This window comes from Runella sp. R5_40 (genome assembly GCF_057652295.1).
In genome coordinates, this window is the sequence record NZ_JBYFCH010000010.1 from 143,403 (window position 1) to 166,286 (window position 22,884).

Sequence of the window (22,884 nt, forward strand, 5' to 3'; positions counted from 1 at the left end):
ATACTACTAAACCCTGCATTTATTCGTACACCCGCGTTTGAGGCGCTGACAGGGATAAGGGGATTTTTCCGTACTTTTGCAAAAAAAATAGAATGACAACCAAGCCGCTGATTCGTTTTGACTGGGCTATGAAACTCCTCCTTCGTCAAAAATCCAATTTTGTGATTTTGGAAGGATTTTTGTCTGAACTTCTCAAAGAGGACATCATCATTGAGCAAATTCTCGAAAGTGAGTCAAATCAAGAGAGCTACGAGGATAAGTTCAATCGGGTGGACATTTTGGCGTTGAATAGTAAGAAAGAGTTGGTCATTTTCGAAATCCAAAACAACAAGCAGGTTGATTATTTCCAACGAATGCTTTACGGAGTCTCTAGAGTGACCACCGAGTACCTTGGACTGGGCGAAAGGTACAGTCGAATCAAAAAAGTATATTCAATCAATATCGTCTATTTTGATTTAGGGCAAGGAAAGGACTACGTCTATTACGGAAAAACTGATTTTGTGGGCATCCATCAAGGCGACTTATTAGAGCTTTCTGCCAAACAAAAGGAATTATTTGAAAAAGAGGCTGTTTATCAACTTTTCCCAGAGTTCTATGTCATCAAAATCAACAATTTTAATGATTTGGCCAAAGACACCCTTGATGAATGGATTTATTACCTTAAAAATGACGAAGTTCTCAATAACTCTAAGGCAAAAGGACTAAAAGAGGTGGCAGAATATTTAAAAATACAAAACCTCCCCGAAGCCGAGCAGAATGCGTACTTCAAACACATCGAAAACAAACGCATTGAAAGAAGTGTCATCGACACCGCAGTCATGGATGGGATTGATATTGGCAGAGCTGAAGGCAGAGCCGAAGGAATTGCGGAAGGAATTGCGGAAGAGCGAGCTAGGGCGGAGGAAGAGAAAAGACAGTTAGTGTTGCAAACCACTCGAAATCTTAAAAATCTTGGTCTTTCCAACGAACAAATTGCCATTGCCACAGGTCTTCCTGTTACCACAATTGAAACGCTTTAAAATTAACTATTATCATTACTTAAATCTCCCTTTTTTAAGAACGATTTAAGTGGGGTTACTTATAAACCAACAAACATGATTTCAAAAACCTACAATCCGCGCGACATCGAAGACAAATGGTACAGCTATTGGATTGAAAACCGCTATTTCAATTCAAAGCCCAATCCTGACAAAGAGCCTTATACCATCGTCATCCCTCCGCCCAACGTAACGGGGGTCTTACACATGGGGCACATGCTCAACAATACCATTCAGGATGTCCTTGTCCGCAAAGCGCGCATGGAAGGAAAAGAGGCTTGCTGGGTTCCTGGTACCGACCACGCTTCGATTGCGACCGAAGCCAAAGTGGTTGCCATGCTCAAAGAAAAAGGGATTCAAAAACGCGACTTGACCCGCGACCAATTTTACGAATATGCGTGGGAATGGACGCACAAGTACGGCGGCATCATTCTTCAGCAGTTGCGTAAATTAGGTGCATCCTGCGATTGGGATCGTACACGTTTTACGATGGAACCCTCTTTGTACGATGCCGTTATTGATACGTTTATCGACCTTTATAATAAAGGATACATTTACCGTGGCCACCGCATGGTCAACTGGGACCCTCAAGCCAAAACAACCGTTTCGGACGAAGAGGTATTGACCAAGGAGGTAATGACCAAATTGTGTTATTTGCGGTATAAAATAGTGGACAGTGACGACGCCATCATCATCGCAACAGTTCGCCCTGAAACCATCATGGCTGACTCGGCCATTTGTGTTCACCCCGACGATGAACGCTACAAACACCTACACGGTAAAAAAGCATTGATTCCTCTCATCAACCGCGAAATTCCAATCATTACCGACGAATACGTTACGATGGATTTTGGAACGGGTGGTTTGAAAGTAACTCCTGCGCACGACCAAAATGACTATGAATTGGGGCTTAAACATAACTTGCCCATCATTGATATTTTGAACGAAGACGGTACACTCAATGAAAAAGCCCAGATTTTGGTAGGTGAAGACCGTTTTATTGCACGCAAAAAAATCATCAAACTTCTTGATGAAGCGGGTTTTGTTGAAAAAATCGAAGACTACAAAAGTAACGTAGGACATTCAGAACGTACCAACGCTGTGATTGAGCCTCGTTTGTCGTTGCAATGGTTTGTGAAGATGAAAGAGCTTTGCCAACCAGCCCTCGAAAACGTAATGAACGACAATATTCAGTTGGTACCGCCTAAGTTTAAGAATACCTACCGCGTGTGGATGGAGAACGTTCGCGACTGGAATATCAGCCGTCAGTTGTGGTGGGGGCAACAAATTCCTGCGTATTACCTCCAAGATGGCACCGTGATTGTAGCTAAAACCAAACGCGAAGCTCTACGCAAAGCACAGCACGAATACCAGTTGTTTGCCCTCACGGAAGAAGATTTGACCCAAGACCCCGACGTAGTAGATACGTGGTTTAGCTCGTGGTTGTGGCCGATTACGGTTTTCGATGGCTTGAAAGACCCTAACAACGAAGACATTAACTACTACTACCCTACCAACGACCTCGTGACAGCACCTGAGATTTTGTTTTTCTGGGTAGCACGGATGATTATTGCAGGGTATGAATTTAAAGGCGAGTTACCATTCCGTAATGTCTATCTAACAGGGATTGTTCGTGATGCGAAAGGCCGTAAAATGTCTAAATCGTTAGGAAACTCACCCGACCCTTTGGACTTAATTAATATTTACGGAGCCGACGGAGTTCGTACGGGAATGCTATTCAGTTCGCCAGCAGGAAACGACCTTCTTTTTGACGAAAAACTGTGTGAGCAAGGGCGTAATTTCTGTAACAAAATTTGGAATGCCTTCCGTTTGGTAAAAGGATGGACAGTTACCCCCTCTTCCAATGAAGGCGGTCAAGTAGCTGCCCTCCCCATTGCGTGGTTTGAGGCAAAATTGAACCAAACCATCGCCGAAGTACACGATTTATTCAGTAAATACCGTTTGTCAGATGCACTCAATGTGATTTATAAACTCATTTGGGACGACTTCTGCTCGCAGTACCTCGAAATGATTAAACCTGGGTTTGAACAACCTATCGACCAAGCTACGTTTGAGGCAACTATCGGCTTTTTTGATAAATTGATGGCGTTGACGCATCCGTTCATGCCGTTTATTACCGAAGAAATTTGGCAAGACATCCGCCCACGCGGCGAAAAAGAAAGCCTTTGCGTAGCCGAATTCCCCAAAGTTGCGCCATTTGATGCAACGATGTTGGCTAATTTTGAGATTTTCTTTGAGGTTGTTACCAACGTTCGCAACCTACGCAGCACCAAAAACATCAGCCCTAAAACAGAGCTGCCGTTGACCATCAAAACTGAAAATCAAGCACTTTACCAACCATTTGAAAGCCTGCTTGTGAAGTTAGCGAACATTTCGGACATCAGTTACACAACGGGCAAAGCAGAAGGCATGTCGTTCTTGGTAAAAGCCGACGAGTTTTTTGTCAACTTGGAAGGTGAACTTGACATAGAAGCCGAACGCGAAAACCTTCAGAAGGAACTCGAATATACGCTTGGTTTCAAAAAATCGGTAGAAGCTAAACTTTCAAACGAACGTTTTGTACAAAATGCCAAAGCAGACATCGTTGAAAAAGAACGTCAAAAACTAGCCGATGCCGACGCTAAAATTGTCACTATTCAAGAAGCCTTGGCTCGTCTCAGCTAAAGGTCAGACGACAGTCAGACCGAATTAGCGAGATTAATACGCGTCTGACTACCGTCTGACGGATAGCCAAACAGCAGTCAGACGATAGTCAGACTGCTGCCATCTTCAAGAAAATAAGTCTTAAATGCACGCCGAAGCACTCCGCGTGCATTTATTTTTGGCTCATTTTATAATTACCTACCATTGTTCCAATAATCAAAATCGAGTACGAAACCATCGTCCCCAGCACCGCAAACCCAATGGCAATCATGGGATTAAAAGGCAGCGATTTATGAAAAAGCCCTACCCACGTAAAAGTCATTATCGCAACAAACGACATTCCGAGAACCAAGCGCTGTAGCAACTTAACTGACTCATTTCCAAACACATTTACATACATTAAGCCATAAGCTATAGTGGCTATACTACTCGTCACCACTACATTAAAACGACTTAAAATACAAGCAACAACGAAGAACAGAATGCCTAAGGTTGGCATTTTCCATTCGGGGAAAAATACATTTGTTTTTGGAGGAAACAACAACGAGGTTTGCTCAGGTAGCACCAAAAACTTCAGGCTGTGCCATTCGTACAACAAGGCCGCTAGGTTTAACAATGTAAAAACTGCATCAACGTAGGGAGTTCCTTGCCAATTTTGGGAAATTGTGACCATCAAAATTCCCAAATTCATTGGTACAAGCATAATAAGCCCTAGCACCGAATACCGCTGCGACATGACCAACGCCCCCACTATTACCTGAGAAGTAGCAATAAAAAAGCCAAAAGTACGTAATCCGTGCGGGGTCAGTTGCTGAATCAACAATGGTGGGCCAATCAATTGGCCAAAATGCCCTTCGGTAAGTTTACATAGGCCCGATGAAGTAAACAAATATCCCAGAAAAAGCCTGATAAGCAATACATTAAAATCTTTCAGTGCTATCATAAGTTATTGATTTAGCTTGTACGGCACATACACAAGAAGCGGGGCTGATGGCCCCGCTTCTTGTATTGCCTCTAAAAGAGAGAGAAACTAGTACGGAATTGGCAAAACTTTGCTTTCCTTGAAGGTCGATAAAATCACCATCGTTTGGGTATTGGCTACTTCTTCAATTTCATTGATACACTCAAGAAGCAGCTTTTGGTACGACGCAATGTCCTTTGAAATTACTTTCAACAAAAAGTCGCCCGAGCCCGTAATGTGGTGACATTCTATGATTTCTGGAATTTCATTTACCCTCTTCACAAACGACTCTGTCACATCTCTTTTATGGCCCACCAAAGTAACTTGGATAAACGTCGTTACGCCAAGACCAACTTTTTCACGGTCCAATTGAGCGTGATAGCTCTGGATGATCCCGTGTTGTTCAAGTTTTTTAACACGCTCAAGGGTGGGCGCAGGGGAAAGACCTATTTCCTTAGAAAGTTGGGCATTGGTAATTTTTGCATTCGCTTGCAAAATATCCAAAACCTTGCGGTCTATCTGGTCTAATTTCATGTGTGAAGCTAATTTTTAAAAACTGGCAAACAAATATTATACTGCAAATGTAATGATTTTGCGGAAGTATTTTCTAAAAAATAGGGATTTTTATTCTATAAAACAAAACAAAAAACAACTTTTATAAAATTATCAATAACCGTTTAATAAATTTTTACAAAAAAATAACTACGTATTTTACAAATAAATCATCTAATAGTATTATTTTCAAGCATTGATACACCGTAAGATTTATGAAACAGAAGTGCATTTTTTTGGATAGAGACGGAGTGCTCAACCAAGATTTAGACGGTTATTTATATCGTCCAGAAGAAATGGTTATTCCTGATGGGGTAATCGAGGGCCTACAACAGATGAAACAAGCTGGCTATCTGTTGATTGTCATTACCAACCAAGCTGGTATAGCCAAAGGGCTATATACAAAAGAAGCGGTATGGCAATGCCACAACCACTTTCAACAACAGTGTGGGCATTTACTAGATGACTTATACTATTGCTCACATCATCCCGACTTTGACAGTCATTCGCTGATGCGAAAGCCTGGGTCGTTGATGCTTGAAAAAGCAATGGCTAAATATGATATTGACCCCAACCATTCGTGGATGGTTGGCGACCGCCCCCGCGACATGCAAGCGGGCAAGCGCGCAGGAGTTCGCACCATTCATTTAGGTACGAATCCTCAAGAATCAGCAGGAGACCAATTTGCCACTAATTTCTTAGCCGCCACTCAATTGGTATTACATTCGGTGTCTTAGGCTTTTTTCTGAACCTTTACCGAACTGTCGTACGCAGGACAATATCCTTTACGATTGCAGCTGGCAGCGCCCAAAACGAGCATTATTAGTGCGAAGGAAAGTAGTTTTTTCATGGTATTTTGTAAATCTTTAGCCAAGAGCAACTTCGAAATAAGTTGCTCTTGGTGTTTTATGTAGCTTATTACGAAAATCGTGCCGAATTTATTGTCAACTATGCGCCATCTCTTCCACTGCTTCCATGTCCATCTCAGCAGGGTTGAGGGGTATTGATTCTTCATTGCGTGCATATCCCAAGGTTGACATCATGCTATCACTTCCTTGCTGATCCGCAAACAGACGCGTAACGATATTTCCTTGTTCATCACGATCAACCAACACATGCTTAGGGGCAGGAATCAAGCAGTGCTGAATACCACCATATCCACCCAATGATTCTTGGTAAGCTCCTGTATGAAAGAATCCTACGAATTGTTCTTCTTTTTCAAGGTCAAACACGGGCAAATACAAGTCAGCGCTATGTGCTTCAGTGTTGTAAAAATCCTGAGAATCGCAGGTGAGACCTCCAATATTTACTTTTTGGTAGGGATTATCCCAATTATTTACCGCCAACATAATATATTTTTGGTTCATTCCCCACGAATCGGGCAAATGTGTGATAAACGATCCGTCAATCATGTACCACATCTCCTTGTCATTTTGGAGTTTTTGGTCAATAATCTGGTAAATAACGGCTCCGCTTTCTCCCACTGTATAGCTCCCAAACTCAGTAAACAAGTGCGGAACAGGTACATTGTTTTTATTACAAATCCACTGAATATTTTCCACGATTTCGTCAATCATTTGCTGATAATCGTAGTTAAATTGCAATGAAGTTTGGATTGGCAAACCACCACCAATGTCAATTGAATCAAGATCAGGACAGATTTTCTTCAATTCGCAGTATTTAAACATAAAGCGTGTCAACTCGCTCCAATAATAGGCAGTATCTTTCATACCCGTATTAATGAAGAAGTGTAACATTTTCAGTTTAAACTTAGGATTATGCTGAATTTTCTCCTTGTACAACTCATTGATATCAGCATACCGAACGCCCAAACGAGAGGTGTAAAAAGCAAAATTTGGCTCCTCATCTGTCGCAATCCGAATCCCAAAATTCACCGACTCTGCCGTTACATTTTTTGAGTAATAGTCAATTTCACGCAAATTATCCAGTACAGGCATAACGTTAAAACCTTCGTTAATTAACTCAGTAATAGCCTTTTGATAATTTGGCAATTTGTACCCATTACATATAATGTACGTACTTTTGGCAATCTTTCCTGTATTGTACAAATTGCGCACAATCGGAATGTCAAATGCCGAGGAAGTTTCGAGATGAATGTTATGCTGGAGGGCTTCTTCAAGCACAAAACTAAAATGGGAGGACTTGGTACAATAACAATACGTATATGACCCTTTGTAGTTAAAACGTTTGAAAGCGTTTTTAAAAAATTGTTTGGCGTTACCAATGTGTTCGCCAATTTTGGGCAGATAGGTAAGTTTTAAAGGAGTACCATACTGGCGAATAATATCCATGAGGGGAACATTATTAAACGATAGCTCATCGTTTTGGACGTTAAACTCCAGCGTAGGAAATTCAAACGTCTGCTCAATTAAGTTTGTGTAAGTGCTTTTCATCTTGCCTTAGAAGCATAAAAAGGGTGTTTGGTGAAACATGTGCAAAAAGCCTGCGAAATTCTACCAAAATAACGGGTTTTGCAAGAAAAAAGTGCAAAATACCTGCGACGATTCCTTACTTTTGCACCCCAACAGACCCAAAGAAGCTAACTAAGTAGGCGCTTAATGATTATTTTACCAAATTTCAGATGCTAATTTCATTTTTTAAACGTGCCCAAACCCTCAAATTTTTACTTTGGTTTGGGATAGGACTACGAATCGTTTTGTATTTTACGCTTTCTCCCTATGGTGCTGATGCCCACGGAGAGATTATCAATTTCATTGCAACCCATCATCGACTTCCAATCACCAGAGAAGTTTTTTGTGCTATGCACCCTCCTCTCTATTACCTATTGGCCCAACCTTTCTTTGCATTTGATAGCCTAACAAACCAAAAAATAACGCAATTACTCTCTGTCTTAATCTCCTCTCTTAATCTTTATTTGTTGTATTTATTAGGGAAACATTATTTTAAAAATACCCTGATTCTGAACATAAGTTTTCTGTTGGCGATATTCCTTCATTCTTACATTACCTTTTCGTTATATGTCACAAACGACAGCCTTTCGTTTTTGCTTGGGACATGGTGCTTTTGGCTACTTTCAAAATACTTTCAAGCACCTTCAAGGAAAAAAGAATATTGGTTAGCGTTTGCCCTTGGTTTGGGGCTTTTAGCCAAAGGCACATTTTTAGCATTTGTCCCTGTAGTGTTTGGAGTCATTGCACTAACTCTATATATTTTAAAGATAGATTGGAAACAAATTATCTCTCGTCTCACTATCTTTGGGATACTTACCCTCGCCATTGGAGGGTATAAATTTGCCGAAAACTGGTACTATGAAGGCCGTCCCGTTGTACACAATATGGATATTTTCCCCTTAAATAGTCAAAAAACGTACCAAGGGCCAAAAAGTTTTTATGCGTTCAATTTACCAAAATTGATGAAAAGCCCTACGATTTATAACCGTGATTTTGATTTAATACACGTGTATCCCATCGTGATGTATGCTACTTTTTGGTACAAATACGCCGACCTTGAAAATGATTACGACTTGGGCGTAAAAACAAATTTTAAATACATCGGGAGTCTAATTTACCTAGTTGCGCTCATCCCTACCCTAGTTATTTTGCTTGGCTTGTGGCTTTTAATCGTTCAATCAATTCAATTTTTGACATCTTTTTCAACTCTATCCAGCAATGAAGCCATCAGTGCGCTAGAAAAAACGACTTGGTTGGCCTTATTACTCATGAGTGTAGCTTTGGTACTGATTGCTGGATTCAAATACGATGCCTGGTCTTGTTTTCATGGGCGGTTATTTTTACAATCATTTTTTAGTCTCTTAGCCATGCTCTATACCGGGCTGTCGTATTTACAAGCTCGATCCACGCTTCTCTTCAAACTGAGTAGTTTGGGAATCATTTGCCTAGCTTTTTTATACTGTTGCTATTTCGGTATCGAAAGTTTGTATAAGTTTATAGGGTAAAACCTTTAACCAAATGTCAAAATACGTAGCCGCAATTGACCAGGGTACTACAAGTACCCGCTGTATTATTTTTGACCGACAAGGAAATATCATTTCAGTAGGTCAAAAAGAACATCAACAGATTTATCCTCAACCAGGTTGGGTAGAGCACGACCTAGAAGAAATCAGAAAAAACACGCTCGAAGTTATTGCTCAAGCACGCATAAGTGCTTCGATTCAAGCCAGCGACATCGCCGCGGTGGGCATTACCAACCAACGCGAAACTACCGCCGTTTGGAATCGCCGAACAGGAAAGCCCTACTACAATGCGCTTGTTTGGCAAGATACTCGTACTGGTGAGCTGGTGAGCCAATTTGCCCAGAATGGTGGCCAAGACCGTTTTCGTACCAAAACTGGACTTCCGTTAGCAACTTATTTTAGCGGTTTAAAACTTCGTTGGTTGCTAGATAATGTCGCTGGCCTTCGCGAGGATGCAGAGCGAGGTGATGCCATTTTCGGAAACATGGACACGTTTCTCATTTGGCACCTCACGGGGGGAGCCAACGGAGGCACCCACGTGACGGACGTTACCAATGCCAGCCGAACACAGTTGATGAACCTCGAAACACTACAATGGGATGACGAACTGTTATCAATTTTTGAGATTCCTCACTCAATGTTACCTGCCATTAAAAGTAGCAGTGAAGTCTATGGAAATGTAGTTTTGGATGTTTTGCCCAATGTCCCCATTGCAGGTGACCTCGGAGATCAACATGCTGCATTGGTAGGCCAAACCTGTTTTGAGCCTGGTCAGGCTAAAAATACGTACGGTACGGGCTGTTTCATGCTTTTAAATACAGGCACCGAATTAAAAGTTTCAACCCAAGGGCTACTGACCACCGTGGCATATCAATTTGGTAATCAACCTGTTTGTTATGCACTTGAAGGCAGTGTGGCCATTGCAGGTGCACTTGTTCAGTGGCTACGCGACAACCTTGGCATGATTCAAAAAAGTAGCGATGTAGAAGAGCTTGCCAAAGCCGTTGAAGACAACGGAGGAGCTTATATTGTACCTGCTTTTTCTGGGTTATATGCTCCTTATTGGAAAGCCGACGCGCGCGGTGTTATTGCAGGTTTGACGCGCTACGTAAATAAAAATCACATTGCAAGGGCTGTCTTAGAAGCAACTGCCTACCAAACGTTAGATGTGATGGAAGCCATGGAAAGAGATGCAAACATTGAGCTAAAATCCCTTCGCGTCGATGGAGGAATGGTCGCCAATCAGACCTTGATGCAATTCCAAGCCGACATGCTCAATGTTCCTGTGGTTTGTCCAGCAGTTACCGAAACAACGGCGCTGGGTGCTGCTTATGCGGCAGGTTTAGCCGTTGGATACTGGAAAAACTTCGACGATTTACGTCAAAACTGGGGTGTAGCCCAAACTTGGAATCCTCAAATGACCGAAGACCGCAAGTCTAAGCTATACAAAGGTTGGAAAAAAGCAGTTGAACGTTCTTTCGCTTGGGAAGACTAATCATTGGTTGTCAACTAGGTGTGTGTTGGTTGTGAGCAGCCAACACCACTACACCATCATTAAACGCCATACGCCACAAATAAAGAAAAGCACAAGCGCAACGGGTGTTAATACCTTCCAACACAAAAACATAAGCTGATCGACACGTAGTCGGGGAAACGTCCAACGTACCCACATTTGCAGTAAAATCGCAAAACCAGCTTTTAGTATCAACCAAAACCCCGCGGTTAAATTCCCCCAAATAGTTCCAGGTGCTCCGCTTGTCCAATCTGCCAGCCGTACTGGTCCAATATTGGGTAAAAGAGTATTCCAACTACCTAAAAACAAAATTGCCCCCAAAAGCGATACCAAGAGCATCATGGCATATTCAGACAAAAACAGCAACGCCCAGCGCATCCCCGAATACTCCGTATGAAAACCACCAACTAACTCAGACTCTCCTTCTGGGATATCAAAAGGTGCTCGATTACATTCTGCCAAAGTGGTAATAAAAAAGACGATATACGCTAAAAATAGAAACGGGTTACGAAAAATATTCCAACTTAATATACCGCCGACTTGAGAAATATCAATTCCTAGCGATTTCAGCCCAAACAAATACACTGGCTCATCAGAATATACACCTTGCTGGTAGCTAATCGCCTGTAAATCGAGCGTTTGTGCAGTCATTACTACACACAATATAACTAATCCAAGGGGAATTTCGTAGGAGACAATTTGTGCTACAGAACGCATCGCCCCAAAGAGAGCAAATTTATTGTTTGACCCCCACCCTGCCATTAAGATACCAATCACATCCACCGAAATAATAGTCATCAGAAAGAAGAGCCCTATCGCAGTCCGCGAACCTTGCAAGTCAGGGGTTAGAGGGAGCACCGCATATCCTGCAAAAATAGCCGTAAATATCACTAAAGGGGCCAGCAAAAACAGCTTACGATCAGCAGCAGCAGGAACAATATCTTCTTTTTGAAGGAGTTTCATCAAGTCAGCAATAAGCTGCAACAAGCCCCATTTCCCTACCTCCATAGGCCCCATGCGGTCTTGGATAAAGGCTGATATTTTACGTTCTAAATAGACCCCCACTACTACCGAGGAAAGGGCCATGATTAAGAAAATGGGAAGTGTCAGGGGCATGGGTAATCACAAAATTTTGCCCCAAAACTAACGAAAAATACCACGCTAGTGGGAGATTATCGTAAAAAAGGGCTTCATACGGTATAAGTATGAAGCCCTTTCAACAAAATTTTACAAAAGTATGTACTTAGCGATTGATAGAAACTTTCTCGTTAAATACTTGATTTTTTTCAGGTCTTACAACGCGCAAGAAATAATTACCAGTACCTGCCGCATCTTTATCCAATGAATAGTTGGTTTTCAGGCTTTTTACTTGTCCTTCTTGTTTCACAATGGTTTTACCAGTAATATCAACGATGTCCAAGGCAACTGTCTCGTCCGCACCAAAACCTTTTAATTTAACTTCAAACACACCATTGCTAGGGTTTGGAAAAACGCCAATTTCTGGTTTGCCAGCCAATTCAGCCCGCTGAGAACCTACAGTAAAATAGCTTGTACCTTTCAAAACGGCTTCCGAAGAAACTGCATTTGTAGAAAGCGTGCTAGGATTCACAGCCCACTGATTGTTTTTCATCTGCAACAACTGAAAACGGCTATCATCAGCGGGTACAGTTATTTGCACACTGGTTTCTGTTGCATTTTTAACTGACCAGTAACTATCACTTCCAAACTCCTCTACTTCTGCCGAGAGCTTAGTAGATAAACGTTCTGGGCGTTGACGAACATATCCTACTTGAATTTCTTCGTATGATGCTGGTTTGGAAATTGAAAAAGCTTGCAGACGGCTTCCATCACCAACAGGAAAACGAAATGCCTCAGCTCCTTGTTTCACCATGTATCCTTTTATATGGGAGTTGTTTGAGCCTCCAATCACTTTCGCAGATGAGCCCAACATCAATAATGCCGACTCAGAATTCTCTAAAATACCATCTCCAAGCACCAACTGGTTGTTAACTTGCAGCGGACTTTTCAAAAGAACTTTGCCAGTTTGGCCTAATACAAGCGCGTTCATTTGAAGTGGGGTCATACTTTGAAGCGACTGAGTACCGTTTCCATTAAGTACGACTTGGCCATTAAGAACCATCTGCCCTTGGTTCATTACCCCTTTACGAAGGTGTAAATCACCCTCAAGTTGAAACGTACCCGTATTGGTTAATTCCTCGTTGACGGTCATTATCACCCCAGATGTTACTGTAACATCGGTTGACGAAACCATCTGTGCCTGTGCCGCCAACGTCACCAAGCATCCTGCAACTGCTATAGAAAATCTTTTCATAATCGGTTTCAAGCGTTTAACTGATACATCAATTAGCCAAAAATAAGTTAGATTTTTGAGGTTACCTACAGAGTTCGCCAAAAATTATCTAACGGTCATTTCCAGAAAGAAAATTATCTTAAAATTTTAATCAAAAAGTACCAATTATATAGGGCACAAAAAGTACCGTTAGATAATTTTTGTGCAAACACCTTTTTAATTCGCTCACAATGTTCTAACTTTCGTCTCGAAAAACAGAAATCTATCCAATTAACTGCAAACATTATATGAAAAGACTGCTTACTCTAGCATTGGCAATGGGCTCATTGGGAGCTTTGGCCCAGCAATCGGGAAATGTTGGTATTGGTACAAAAAGTCCAGACCCATCAGCTATCCTTGACTTGAGTTCAACCACAAAAGGTCTTTTGTTACCTCGAATGACTCAGTCTCAACGTGATGCCATTTCAAATCCAGTAGCTGGTTTGATTGTATTTCAAACCGACAAAGCGATTGGTACTTATTTATACAATGGTACAGCTTGGTTACCTACCAGCGCACGTCTGGGAGAGACTAGTTCAGTAGGGACATGGGACAAACAAGGAAACGTCATTGACGGAACAGACTTCATTGGTAGTACGAATGGTGTTTCGTTGGTTTTTAAAGTAAATAACCTGCGTTCTGGTTTAATCGACTTCAACTTTGGAAATACATTATTTGGTTATCGTGCGGGTGTTGCACTTACTCCTTCTGGTGGTGATGGAGTAAATAACTTAGCACAGGGAAATCAAGCTTTACAGGCAACAACGACTGGTTCATATAACGTAGCAGTCGGTGGAGCAGCACTTTATAATAATATCAGCGGTTCCAATAATACTGCAATTGGCTTTGCGTCACTTTTTAACAATAAAGGTGGTGGGAATACTGCAATTGGGGCGTCAACTCTCTATACAAACGATACAGGAGGCTCTAACACTACTATGGGTCAAGAATCTATGTATAGCAATACCTCTGGTAGCTTTAATATGGCATATGGTACTTTCGCACTTAAAAGTAACACTGTAGGGGATGCTAACGCTGCCCTCGGTTTTGAAGCGTTAAAGGCAAATATAGATGGAAATCGAAATGTTGCACTTGGTAGTCAGGCTTTAGTGGCAAACCAAGGTGGTAGTGAAAATATTGCCATCGGGGGACGTGCTGGGGCTGGAAACATAGCTGGAAATCGTAATGTGTTCATTGGTTTTAGATCGGGTGAGTTTGAGACTGGCAGTAATATGCTTTATATCTCGAACAATGAAACTGCTAACCCACTTGTCAAAGGTAGCTTTCACTCAACAGCACCATGGGTTAAATTTAACGTAAAAGCAGCTCCTGGTTCGCCAACTCCTACAACTACTGGTTATTTGGCAATTGGTGACTTTGATACAGCACCTGCAGGTGCGGGCGCTGGGGGTCTTGGCTTACCGAGTAGTTTCACTGCTGGTGCATATCGCTTGTATGTACAAGATGGAATTCTAACAGAAAAACTCAAAGTAGCTCTTCGTAATTCATCTGATTGGGCTGACTATGTTTTTGCTCCTGATTATAAACTTGCCCCTTTGGAAGAAGTAGAAACATTTATCAAGGCAAATAACCACTTACCAAACGTTCCATCTGCTGATGAAATGGCGAGTAACGGACTAGACGTTTCTAAGACCTCGGCAAAATTGATGGAAAAAATTGAAGAGTTGACACTTTATATGATTGAACTCAATAAAGAAGTTAAAGCATTAAAAGCTGAAAACAATCTATTGAAACAACAAATCAAAAAATAACACGTTTAACTACTACCAAAAAGGGCGACTCAGTAATGAAGTCGCCCTTTTTGGTAGTAGCCTCTTTTCTCTCCCCAAAAATCTATATGGCTAGAGTATTTCTCTATACAATTCAATTGTTTTCTCCGTCATTAAATCCATTCTGAATCGTAAATTAAATATTTCTTTCGATTTTTTTCCCATCTCAGTTCTCAAACCTCGGTCAAAGTAAAGTGTTCTTATTGCTTCTGTTACTTCCTGTCTATCTTTTCTAGAAACCAAAAACCCATTTTTGCCATGCCAAACCTCTTCTTTAATACCAGCTACATCAGTTGCAATAATAGGTAAACTATGCGCCATTGCTTCTAGTATCGACAGCGGAAGCCCTTCCCAATTTGTAATTAGTAGGAACAAATGGGCTTTCTGGAGATATTCAGTGACATTATCAACTGCACCCTCAAAATATATTTTATCTCCTAGTCCCAATTCCTCTACTTTCTGCTTAATTTCGTCGAGCAGCACACCGTCACCCAACAAAAAAAGCTGCCAAGGCAAATGCTTCAACGGAACAAGAGCATAAATCAGCGTTTCATGGTCTTTTTGTGATTGAAATCTAGCTGACATAACCATCGTAAAGAGTGCATTTTGCTCCCGATTTACTTCGCTGACATCATTTGGGACTTTAATTCCGTGATAAATCAGCTTCATCTTATTGGCATCAATAACACCCATTTTGAGAGCAAATTGGCGGTCTGCATCTGCAATTACAATAACTTTACAAGAAATTTTTCCAATTATTTTTTCAATGAATTGATAAATTTTTCGATTTAAAAAACCACTACCTTCGGCAAAAGACCAGCCATGTACTGTGAATGTGTTAGGTATTCTAAGCCACCATGCAACTAAGCGAACCAAGATTCCCGCTTTGCTAGAATGAGATGCTATAACATCAGGTTTTAATTTTATAAAAATCTTTGCTAATTCAATAATCCCTAAAAAATCATGGTATGGATTTATCGAACGTTTAAGATGTGTTAGCTGAATTGTTTTAATTCCGATAGCACGTGCATAACTATCCATTTTTCCAGTATTTCCAGTCAACAAAATCACATCATGCCCTTCTTTCTTCAAACTTTCACAAAGATCTAAAACGTGTCTTTGCGCTCCATAGAGTTCGTGACCGAGCGTGATTACTTGTATTATTTTCATGTTTTTTACTTACCTTCAAAAATCAATCAAAGAAAAATGATTTAAGGCTTGCACCCTAATCTTTCTTGGTGTTTTTCACTTAATTATGTAACACTTATTCAAATCACTACTCCTTCATTGGTTGTAATTTCTCAAAAAGTTACTAAATTTAACATTTACTCAACTTAGCAAAATCCAAAATCTTACTTAGAAGTTTGGCAATGCAATTAGTCTTCCCTAATTTTGAACCTTGGAAGTTTTCCTATTCTACTTCCAAAGTAGATGATCAAAATACGAGTTGTATGCAACTATCGAAAGTAACTGAGAGAATTTGGATACTCTCTTTTTTTCTATTCTTCATAGGGTTTAATCTTTTTGCCCAAAGTCAAAAATCGACTTCGACCAGTGTTAACCAACTCTCCGATGACCAAGTCTTAGAATTTTATCGTAGAGCTCAAGCCAGTGGCCTTTCCGAAATGCAAATTGAGCAAGCTGCCCTTGAACGGGGTTATACCCTTTCAGATATCGCTCGAATGCGACAACGCATTTCGGAAGCGCAAACTAAAAAAACTACGGCAGATAAAAAAGACCTTTCTGATACCACTTCTAAACTCAACGGACGTAAACAATTGGGCGACCTTAGCAAACGAGAAATCCTTAAAAAGAAAAAGGAAGATGAAGATACGTTGAAACAAGTTAAGCCCAAAAAGCTTGAAATTTTTGGTAGTAAGCTTTTTCAAAGCACTGACCTTACATTTGAACCCAACTTACGTATCGCCACACCCAAGAACTATCAACTTGGCCCTGATGACGAACTTGTTATAGATATTTTTGGCAATGCCTCTGACAGTTATCGTTTAAAAGTTAGTCCAGAAGGTACAGTAAAAGTTTTAAATCTCGCACCCGTATATGTTAGTGGACTGACTATTGAAGAGGCGAAGGAACGTCTTGTCTCTCGCCTACGTCAAGCTTATTCGGGTTTAAATTCGGGGGGAGGCACGTATGCCGTTGTAAACTTGGGCAATATTCGAAGCATTCGAGTGAGTATTATCGGTGAAGTTGTAAAGCCTGGCTCATATACCGTTTCTTCTTTGGCGACCGCATTCAATGCCTTGTATCTATGTGGCGGACCAGATAGCATGGGGACTTATCGAAATATCCGAGTTTTAAGAAACAACAAAGTAGTCCGAACGATTGATCTTTATCAATTCTTGTTAACAGGCGAACAGGCTGACAATATTTTACTGCAAGACCAAGACATTATTCAAGTCCCGTTTTTTACCAATCGAATTGAATTGGATGGAGAAATTAAACGCCCCGCCATCTACGAAATTAAAGAAAACGAATCTCTTGAGCAATTACTTCAATTTTCTGGTGGCTTTACAAGTATGGCTTACAGAGCCTACGTGACAGGTCGTAGGCCGACAGATCGTGAAATCGAAGTATTAAATATCCCTCAAGGAGAATTAAAGAATTTTAAACTTCAAAATGGCGACAGGATTGAAGTGGGAAAAATCCTTCTTGATCGTTATCAAAATCGCGTTCAAATACAAGGAGCGGTATTTCGCCCTGGCGACTATGCTCTTACTCCAGAAACCAAAACATTTGGACAACTCCTAAAAAAAGCGGATGGGCTCAAAGAAAATGCTTTTAGAAACCGAGCTGTTATTTTTCGTGAAAAAGAAAACGGTGAACCACAGGTTGTTTCTGTTGACATTAACAAGATATTAAAAGGAGAAATTCCTGATATTGAGTTACAACGCCAAGATAGTATTGTCATCAAAACTATCAAAGAGCTACGTGAAGAAGCTTTTGTGACTCTTTTAGGAGAAACCAATAGTGAAGGAGATGCTCCTTATGCAGAAGGAATGACAGTTGCAGATTTGGTGCTTATTGGAGGCGGCCTTACAGAGGGAGCCATTGGTTCTCGTATTGAAATCGCACGACGGGTAAAAGAGTTAAACTCTGACCGAGAATATAAGGTTGAAATCATACGGTTAAATATTGACCCCAAGCTCAATTTATCGCCAGAAGACTCCAAATTCAAACTACAGCCTTTCGATATTGTGTATATCCGAAAAGCTCCTAACTATGAGGAGCAACGAAGTGTACACGTGATGGGAGAAGTTAATTACCCAGGTACGTATGCCATTGTCAATACCGATGAAAAAATTTCCAATCTTCTTGAGCGTACAGGAGGAATCAAAGTTACAGGTTACTTACCTGGCGCCTTGTTTCAACGGAAAGGTGCTCGAATCGGGATTGATATTGCTCAAATTATGAATAATCCTTCAGTAGAAGGAAATATTACGCTAGAAGACGGAGATACACTCATTGTTCCAAAACGCTCTGAAATCGTAAGTATTGGAGGGGCAGTTCTTAACCCTTCTTCCATTAACTTTACAAAAGGATATGACTTCAGAGATTATCTTTCACAAGCTGGAGGGTATGATGAACGAGCTCAGCGTGGACGGGCGTTTATTACTTATGCTAACGGTTTTACACAAAGAACTCATAAGTTCATTTTCTTTAAAGTATATCCAAAAGTAGAACCTGGTGCTACGATATACGTACCATTTAAACCAATTGATGACAAACGTTCGGATATTACAGCTCCCGTTATTTTGTCTTTTACGAGTACATTGATTATTGCTCTCGCTACGATTCTTCGTAATTAAATGAGCAAATTATCTAACGTTTCTGATTCTATAAATGAACACTGACGATCGCCAACCTATTAAATCATCCGCAGATGTTGAAATCAGTATCACGGATATAATATCTTTTTTTAAAAAAAATCAAAAATCAATTGCTATATGGGGTATTTCTCTAGCAATTGTCGGAGTAGTGTATGCACTTTTAGCTCAAAAGGAATTTGAATCAAAGACTCAATTAATGCCTGAGCTTCAATCAACAAGTGCTTTAGGAAAAATGGGCGGCCTAAGTGCATTAGCTGGATTAGCTGGGATAGACTTAAATCAAATGAGTTCGACAGATGCAGTTCGACCAGATTTGTATCCGAATATTTTGCAAAGCCTTCCTTTTTCATTGTATCTACTTAAAGAAACTGTGTATGTTTCAGAGTTTAAAAAAACAATGACTATTGAAAGTTATTTGATTCTCAAAAATAAAACATGGGCTTCAGACCTATTTAGTAATTCATCGAAAACTCAACAAGAGTTATTAGACCCTAAAAAATCAAGCAAAGCATTTGAATTAACAAAAGCACAACAGGAAATAGTAACTGATTTACAAAAACGTGTAAATGTTGCCTTTGACCGAAAAACAGGAGTTATTGCTATCAATGCCAAAATGCCTGACCCAGTTGTAGCAGCCACAGCAGCCCAAAAAGCTGTTGACTACTTAAAAGACTATGTTACGAGTTACCGAACAGACAAAGCACGAAATCAAGTTCAATTTTTAGGGCAACAAGTTACGGATGCAAAAAAACGTTACCAAAATGCCGAGGCAAAACTTGCACAGTTTAGAGATCAAAATCGTTTTTTAGCGCTTCAAACAGCAAAGATAGAAGAACAACGTTTGCAAGCAGACTATATGTTAGCCCAAAATCTATACAATAACTTATCTCAGCAGTACGAACAAGCAAAAATTCGTGTGGAAGAAGAAACCCCCGTTTTTAAAACACTTGAACCTGCGACAATCCCCTTAACAAGGAGTGAGCCGAAACGGTCTCTGATTGTTTTAGGCTTTGGATTAATTGGTATAATCATAGGAACTGCCATAAGTATATTAAAAAATAACACTTTAAAAATTTGGAGCTAAATTAGATTTTACATGCACAACCGGCTTTTCATTAATGCACTTTCTACAGTCGGGCAAGTTGTCTTCTCAGGACTTACCTATTTTTTTCTTTATGGGATATGGGTTCGAGAGTTAGGCGCTAAACAACTCGGTATTTGGTCTATTATTTGGACAACTACCTACTTTGCTGCTATGGCAAACAGCGGAGTTCCTGTCGGAATCGTGAAATTCATCGCAGAAGCACACGTACAAACAGATATGCAAAAAGCACGTTCTATCATCACAATGTCAATTGGGATAACTGCTCTGTTAAATTTCGCAATCTGTATTATATTATATTTTAATGCTACTTGGCTTTTTCATTTCTTAATTTCCTCACCTTCTGAAGCAGCAACAGCTTTGGAAATTTTCCCCACTGCTTTAGGGGCTTTTTGGTTATTAAACATTGCTAATGTATTCTTATTTACACTAGATGGTTTTCAAGCAAACTATTTACGTTCTATTTTAAACATTTCGGCTAGTTTCTGTTTATTTATTGCAGCTTATTTCTTTTTACATAAAGGCTTATGGGGTATTGCTATTGCCCATCTCATATATACGCTTTTCATTTTAGTAGGCAGTATTTTATTAATAATTTATTATCTTAAAACACCTTTTATATTAAGTAGTCATTTTGATAAAAAATTATTCATTGAATTCTTTAAATACTCTATTAAATCTCAAATTGCATCTATTACTACACTATTATATGATCCTATTACAAAGTTTTTTTTGGCCAAATATAGCTCTCTAGATGCTGTAGGTTTTTATGAAATGGCTAATCGACTTGTGACACAAATCCGAAGTATAATAGTAACCGCTAACCAAGTAATGGTTCCTAAAATAGTTGAAACATCTATCAATTCAGCCAACAACTTTCAGCGCCTATATACTCTGATGTTCCGCTTGCTAGCAATCGCTAGTACTCCGCTTCTTTTCCTTTTTTACTTTTTTGCACCATTCATTTCATTGATTTGGATTGGGAAAATTGAAACTTTTTTTGTTCTAAGTATATATACACTTGTTATTGGCTGGTATCTTAATACACTCAGTGTACCTGCTTATATTAGCAATATGGGAGTTGGCCAACTCCGTCATAATATTATTCAGCATATCGCGACAGCTTCTCTAAATGTAATTTTTGGAATTGTAGGTGGGTATTTTCTTAAAGGTTATGGTGTAGTCAGCGCCTGGTCTTTAAGCTTAACAATTAGCTCTGTAATTCTTATATACCTATTTCATAAAAAAAATCAGCTTAATTTTCAAATTCTTCGTTTTGATGGTGATTTAAGCTATTTTATTTCATTAATTATTTTAATAGCAGGAGCTTCTATTGCTAATTACGTTCTATCAAGAAACTACTCGCATTGGATTATAATTTTGGTTTGTTATTGTATCATCTACCTTGGATGGCTTGCTTGGATAATCAAAAATACTCCCTTTATTCTTGAAATACGATTACGGTTCGCTAACCTACGATTTAAATAATTTATTAGATTTTCGACTCTATGAGCAATTTTTCAAATAACTTTCGCAGTACACTTATTGATTTTACACAGTCAGTTTTCCGTATTTTTGGTTTGCACCTTCAATATTACAATCCGTCTAATTCAGAAATAGCGCTTGTTGATTACTTATTAAGTAAATACAATGTTAAAACTATTATAGATGTAGGTGCTAATAAAGGACAGTTTGCTAGGAAACTGTTCAAAAAAAACAACTATAGCGGTAAAATTATCTCGTTCGAACCTGTTTCTTCATCTTACAATATTCTATTGAAAAATAGCCAAAATAATCCAAATTGGACCGTAATTCAAAGTGCTGTTGGTGACTCCAAAGGTACATTGCCAATAAATATATCCAAAAATTCTGTGAGTAGCTCTCTGCGAAAAGTCTATAGCCATACTGTAGAAGTTGAAGCTGGCACTGCTGTTGTAAATACAGAGATGGTAACTATTAATACACTAGACAATTTGCTCGCTACTCAAAAATGGCAAGACGACCTTTGGTTAAAAATTGATGTTCAAGGATTTGAACGTGAAGTACTACAAGGGGCAAATGAAACCTTAAAACGTGCTAAAGTTGTACAAATTGAACTTGCCGTGACCCCTTCTTACGAACAAAGTCCATATCTTGAAGAAATTATTGCCAAACTTCGTTCATCAGGTTTTGTCCTTTACTCAATTATGAGCGGTTTTCGCAATTATAATACTGGTCAAATGTACGAAATGGAAGGTTTTTTTGTACGTTTATAATAGAAGTACATCCGTACGTATTTTTAAAATAAATAAATGTCGACCCTACCACTCATTAGTATAATTACTGTTTGTTACAATAGTGCTGCTACAATTGAAGAAACAATTCTTTCGGTTATCGGGCAGGACTACCCTCATATTGAATATATAATCATTGACGGCGGAAGTAATGACGAAACAATTGATATTATAAAAAAATATGAATCCCATTTGAGTGTTTGGCAAAGTGAACCTGACAAAAATATGTACGATGCCATCAACAAAGGTTTAACCAAAGTAACAGGACACCTTTGGATGTCTCTTAATTCAGACGACTATTTCGTATCTCCAAAAGTAGTCAGTCTGGTCGCTGCATACTATTCAGCAAATGGTTCAGCATATGGGGCTTACTATGGAAACATTATAAAAAAAGAAAATAATAATTTTCGTAAAATCAAGTTATTTACTACCAATTTTTCCACACTATTGGCATCAGGTCACTGTACCTTCATGCCTCAACCCTCTACTTTTTTACTCAAAGAAGTAATTGATACTATTGGCTATTTTGATTTGAATTATCGTTACGCTTCTGATTATGATTATTTTTTAAGAGTTACAAAAGCTTACAAGGTAAAAAATATTCCACAATCTTTCACAGTATTTCGAGATCATGAAGGGTCAATTACGAATAGATTAGCTAAAAAAATGGATGAAGAAAGGCTTCAAATTATTCAAAAATATATAAAAGAACGCCAAGCTTCATTTTTAATTTTAATAAAATATACCAGCTGGCTCTATTATTTAATCCTCAATCGGCGATTCCCTTTGGCCAAGATTTTTAAATTTAAAACAAAGTAAAAGCCCGCATAACAACAAAG

The 22,884-nt window shown here is 39.5% G+C and carries 17 protein-coding genes; 11 read left to right on the forward strand and 6 right to left on the reverse strand.

Annotated elements, in window-relative coordinates:
• Positions 1 to 92: 92 nt before the first annotated feature.
• Both AC23N5_RS18350 and AC23N5_RS18355 read left to right on the forward strand, forming a co-directional pair.
• A complete protein-coding gene (locus AC23N5_RS18350) occupies positions 93 to 1,019 on the forward strand; it encodes an Rpn family recombination-promoting nuclease/putative transposase (RefSeq protein WP_487756699.1) in 927 nt (308 codons plus the stop codon).
• Positions 1,020 to 1,094: 75 nt separating this feature from the next.
• The gene (locus tag AC23N5_RS18355) at positions 1,095 to 3,722 is read left to right on the forward strand and encodes a valine--tRNA ligase (protein ID WP_487756700.1); all 2,628 of its coding nucleotides are present in this window, start codon (positions 1,095 to 1,097) and stop codon (positions 3,720 to 3,722) included.
• A 151-nt stretch (positions 3,723 to 3,873) separates the two neighbouring features.
• Here AC23N5_RS18355 and AC23N5_RS18360 read toward each other — a convergent pair whose 3' ends face one another.
• A complete protein-coding gene (locus tag AC23N5_RS18360; RefSeq protein ID WP_487756701.1) occupies positions 3,874 to 4,644 on the reverse strand; it encodes a hypothetical protein in 771 nt (256 codons plus the stop codon).
• 87 nt (positions 4,645 to 4,731) lie between these two features.
• Entirely contained in the window at positions 4,732 to 5,196 is a 465-nt protein-coding gene (locus AC23N5_RS18365; RefSeq protein ID WP_028526450.1) for an Lrp/AsnC family transcriptional regulator, read from the reverse strand.
• Between the two features lie 233 nt (positions 5,197 to 5,429).
• Here AC23N5_RS18365 and AC23N5_RS18370 point away from each other — a divergent pair, with 233 nt between their 5' ends.
• On the forward strand, positions 5,430 to 5,951 hold the full coding sequence (locus AC23N5_RS18370; protein ID WP_183971646.1) for a D-glycero-alpha-D-manno-heptose-1,7-bisphosphate 7-phosphatase: 522 nt from the start codon (positions 5,430 to 5,432) through the stop codon (positions 5,949 to 5,951).
• 207 nt (positions 5,952 to 6,158) lie between these two features.
• Here AC23N5_RS18370 and AC23N5_RS18375 read toward each other — a convergent pair whose 3' ends face one another.
• Positions 6,159 to 7,628, reverse strand: coding sequence for a type III PLP-dependent enzyme domain-containing protein (locus tag AC23N5_RS18375; protein ID WP_487756702.1), 1,470 nt, complete (start codon positions 7,626 to 7,628; stop codon positions 6,159 to 6,161).
• A gap of 188 nt (positions 7,629 to 7,816) precedes the next feature.
• On the opposite strand from AC23N5_RS18375, the gene AC23N5_RS18380 reads away from it, so the two are divergent.
• A complete protein-coding gene (locus AC23N5_RS18380) occupies positions 7,817 to 9,151 on the forward strand; it encodes a glycosyltransferase family 39 protein (RefSeq protein ID WP_487756703.1) in 1,335 nt (444 codons plus the stop codon).
• Between the two features lie 13 nt (positions 9,152 to 9,164).
• A complete protein-coding gene (gene glpK, locus AC23N5_RS18385; protein WP_487756704.1) occupies positions 9,165 to 10,664 on the forward strand; it encodes a glycerol kinase GlpK in 1,500 nt (499 codons plus the stop codon).
• A 48-nt stretch (positions 10,665 to 10,712) separates the two neighbouring features.
• On the opposite strand, the gene AC23N5_RS18390 is transcribed toward glpK, so the two are convergent.
• Together AC23N5_RS18390 and AC23N5_RS18395 are read right to left on the reverse strand one after the other, a co-directional pair.
• Positions 10,713 to 11,798, reverse strand: a complete 1,086-nt coding sequence (locus AC23N5_RS18390) for a complex I subunit 1/NuoH family protein (protein ID WP_487756705.1) — start codon at positions 11,796 to 11,798, stop codon at positions 10,713 to 10,715.
• A 127-nt stretch (positions 11,799 to 11,925) separates the two neighbouring features.
• Entirely contained in the window at positions 11,926 to 13,014 is a 1,089-nt protein-coding gene (locus tag AC23N5_RS18395) for a T9SS type A sorting domain-containing protein (RefSeq protein ID WP_487756706.1), read from the reverse strand.
• A 266-nt stretch (positions 13,015 to 13,280) separates the two neighbouring features.
• Here AC23N5_RS18395 and AC23N5_RS18400 point away from each other — a divergent pair, with 266 nt between their 5' ends.
• On the forward strand, positions 13,281 to 14,804 hold the full coding sequence (locus AC23N5_RS18400; protein WP_487756707.1) for an autotransporter outer membrane beta-barrel domain-containing protein: 1,524 nt from the start codon (positions 13,281 to 13,283) through the stop codon (positions 14,802 to 14,804).
• 90 nt (positions 14,805 to 14,894) lie between these two features.
• On the opposite strand, the gene AC23N5_RS18405 is transcribed toward AC23N5_RS18400, so the two are convergent.
• Positions 14,895 to 15,992 carry a glycosyltransferase family 4 protein gene (locus tag AC23N5_RS18405; RefSeq protein ID WP_487756708.1) on the reverse strand — a complete coding sequence of 366 codons (1,098 nt, stop codon included), beginning with the start codon at positions 15,990 to 15,992 and terminating at the stop codon, positions 14,895 to 14,897.
• Between the two features lie 281 nt (positions 15,993 to 16,273).
• Here AC23N5_RS18405 and AC23N5_RS18410 point away from each other — a divergent pair, with 281 nt between their 5' ends.
• Genes AC23N5_RS18410 through AC23N5_RS18430 form a run of 5 tightly spaced genes read left to right on the forward strand, consistent with a single transcriptional unit; the run spans position 16,274 to position 22,864 of the window.
• Positions 16,274 to 18,649 carry an SLBB domain-containing protein gene (locus AC23N5_RS18410; RefSeq protein WP_487756709.1) on the forward strand — a complete coding sequence of 792 codons (2,376 nt, stop codon included), beginning with the start codon at positions 16,274 to 16,276 and terminating at the stop codon, positions 18,647 to 18,649.
• Positions 18,650 to 18,683: 34 nt separating this feature from the next.
• Positions 18,684 to 19,754: a GNVR domain-containing protein gene (locus AC23N5_RS18415; protein WP_487756710.1), complete on the forward strand. Its 1,071-nt coding sequence runs from the start codon at positions 18,684 to 18,686 to the stop codon at positions 19,752 to 19,754.
• 12 nt (positions 19,755 to 19,766) lie between these two features.
• Complete coding sequence (locus tag AC23N5_RS18420; protein WP_487756711.1) at positions 19,767 to 21,260, forward strand: oligosaccharide flippase family protein; 1,494 nt, start codon at positions 19,767 to 19,769, stop codon at positions 21,258 to 21,260.
• A 20-nt stretch (positions 21,261 to 21,280) separates the two neighbouring features.
• A complete protein-coding gene (locus AC23N5_RS18425; RefSeq protein ID WP_487756712.1) occupies positions 21,281 to 22,027 on the forward strand; it encodes an FkbM family methyltransferase in 747 nt (248 codons plus the stop codon).
• A gap of 36 nt (positions 22,028 to 22,063) precedes the next feature.
• A complete protein-coding gene (locus tag AC23N5_RS18430; protein ID WP_487756713.1) occupies positions 22,064 to 22,864 on the forward strand; it encodes a glycosyltransferase family 2 protein in 801 nt (266 codons plus the stop codon).
• The last annotated feature ends 20 nt before the right edge of the window (positions 22,865 to 22,884 follow it).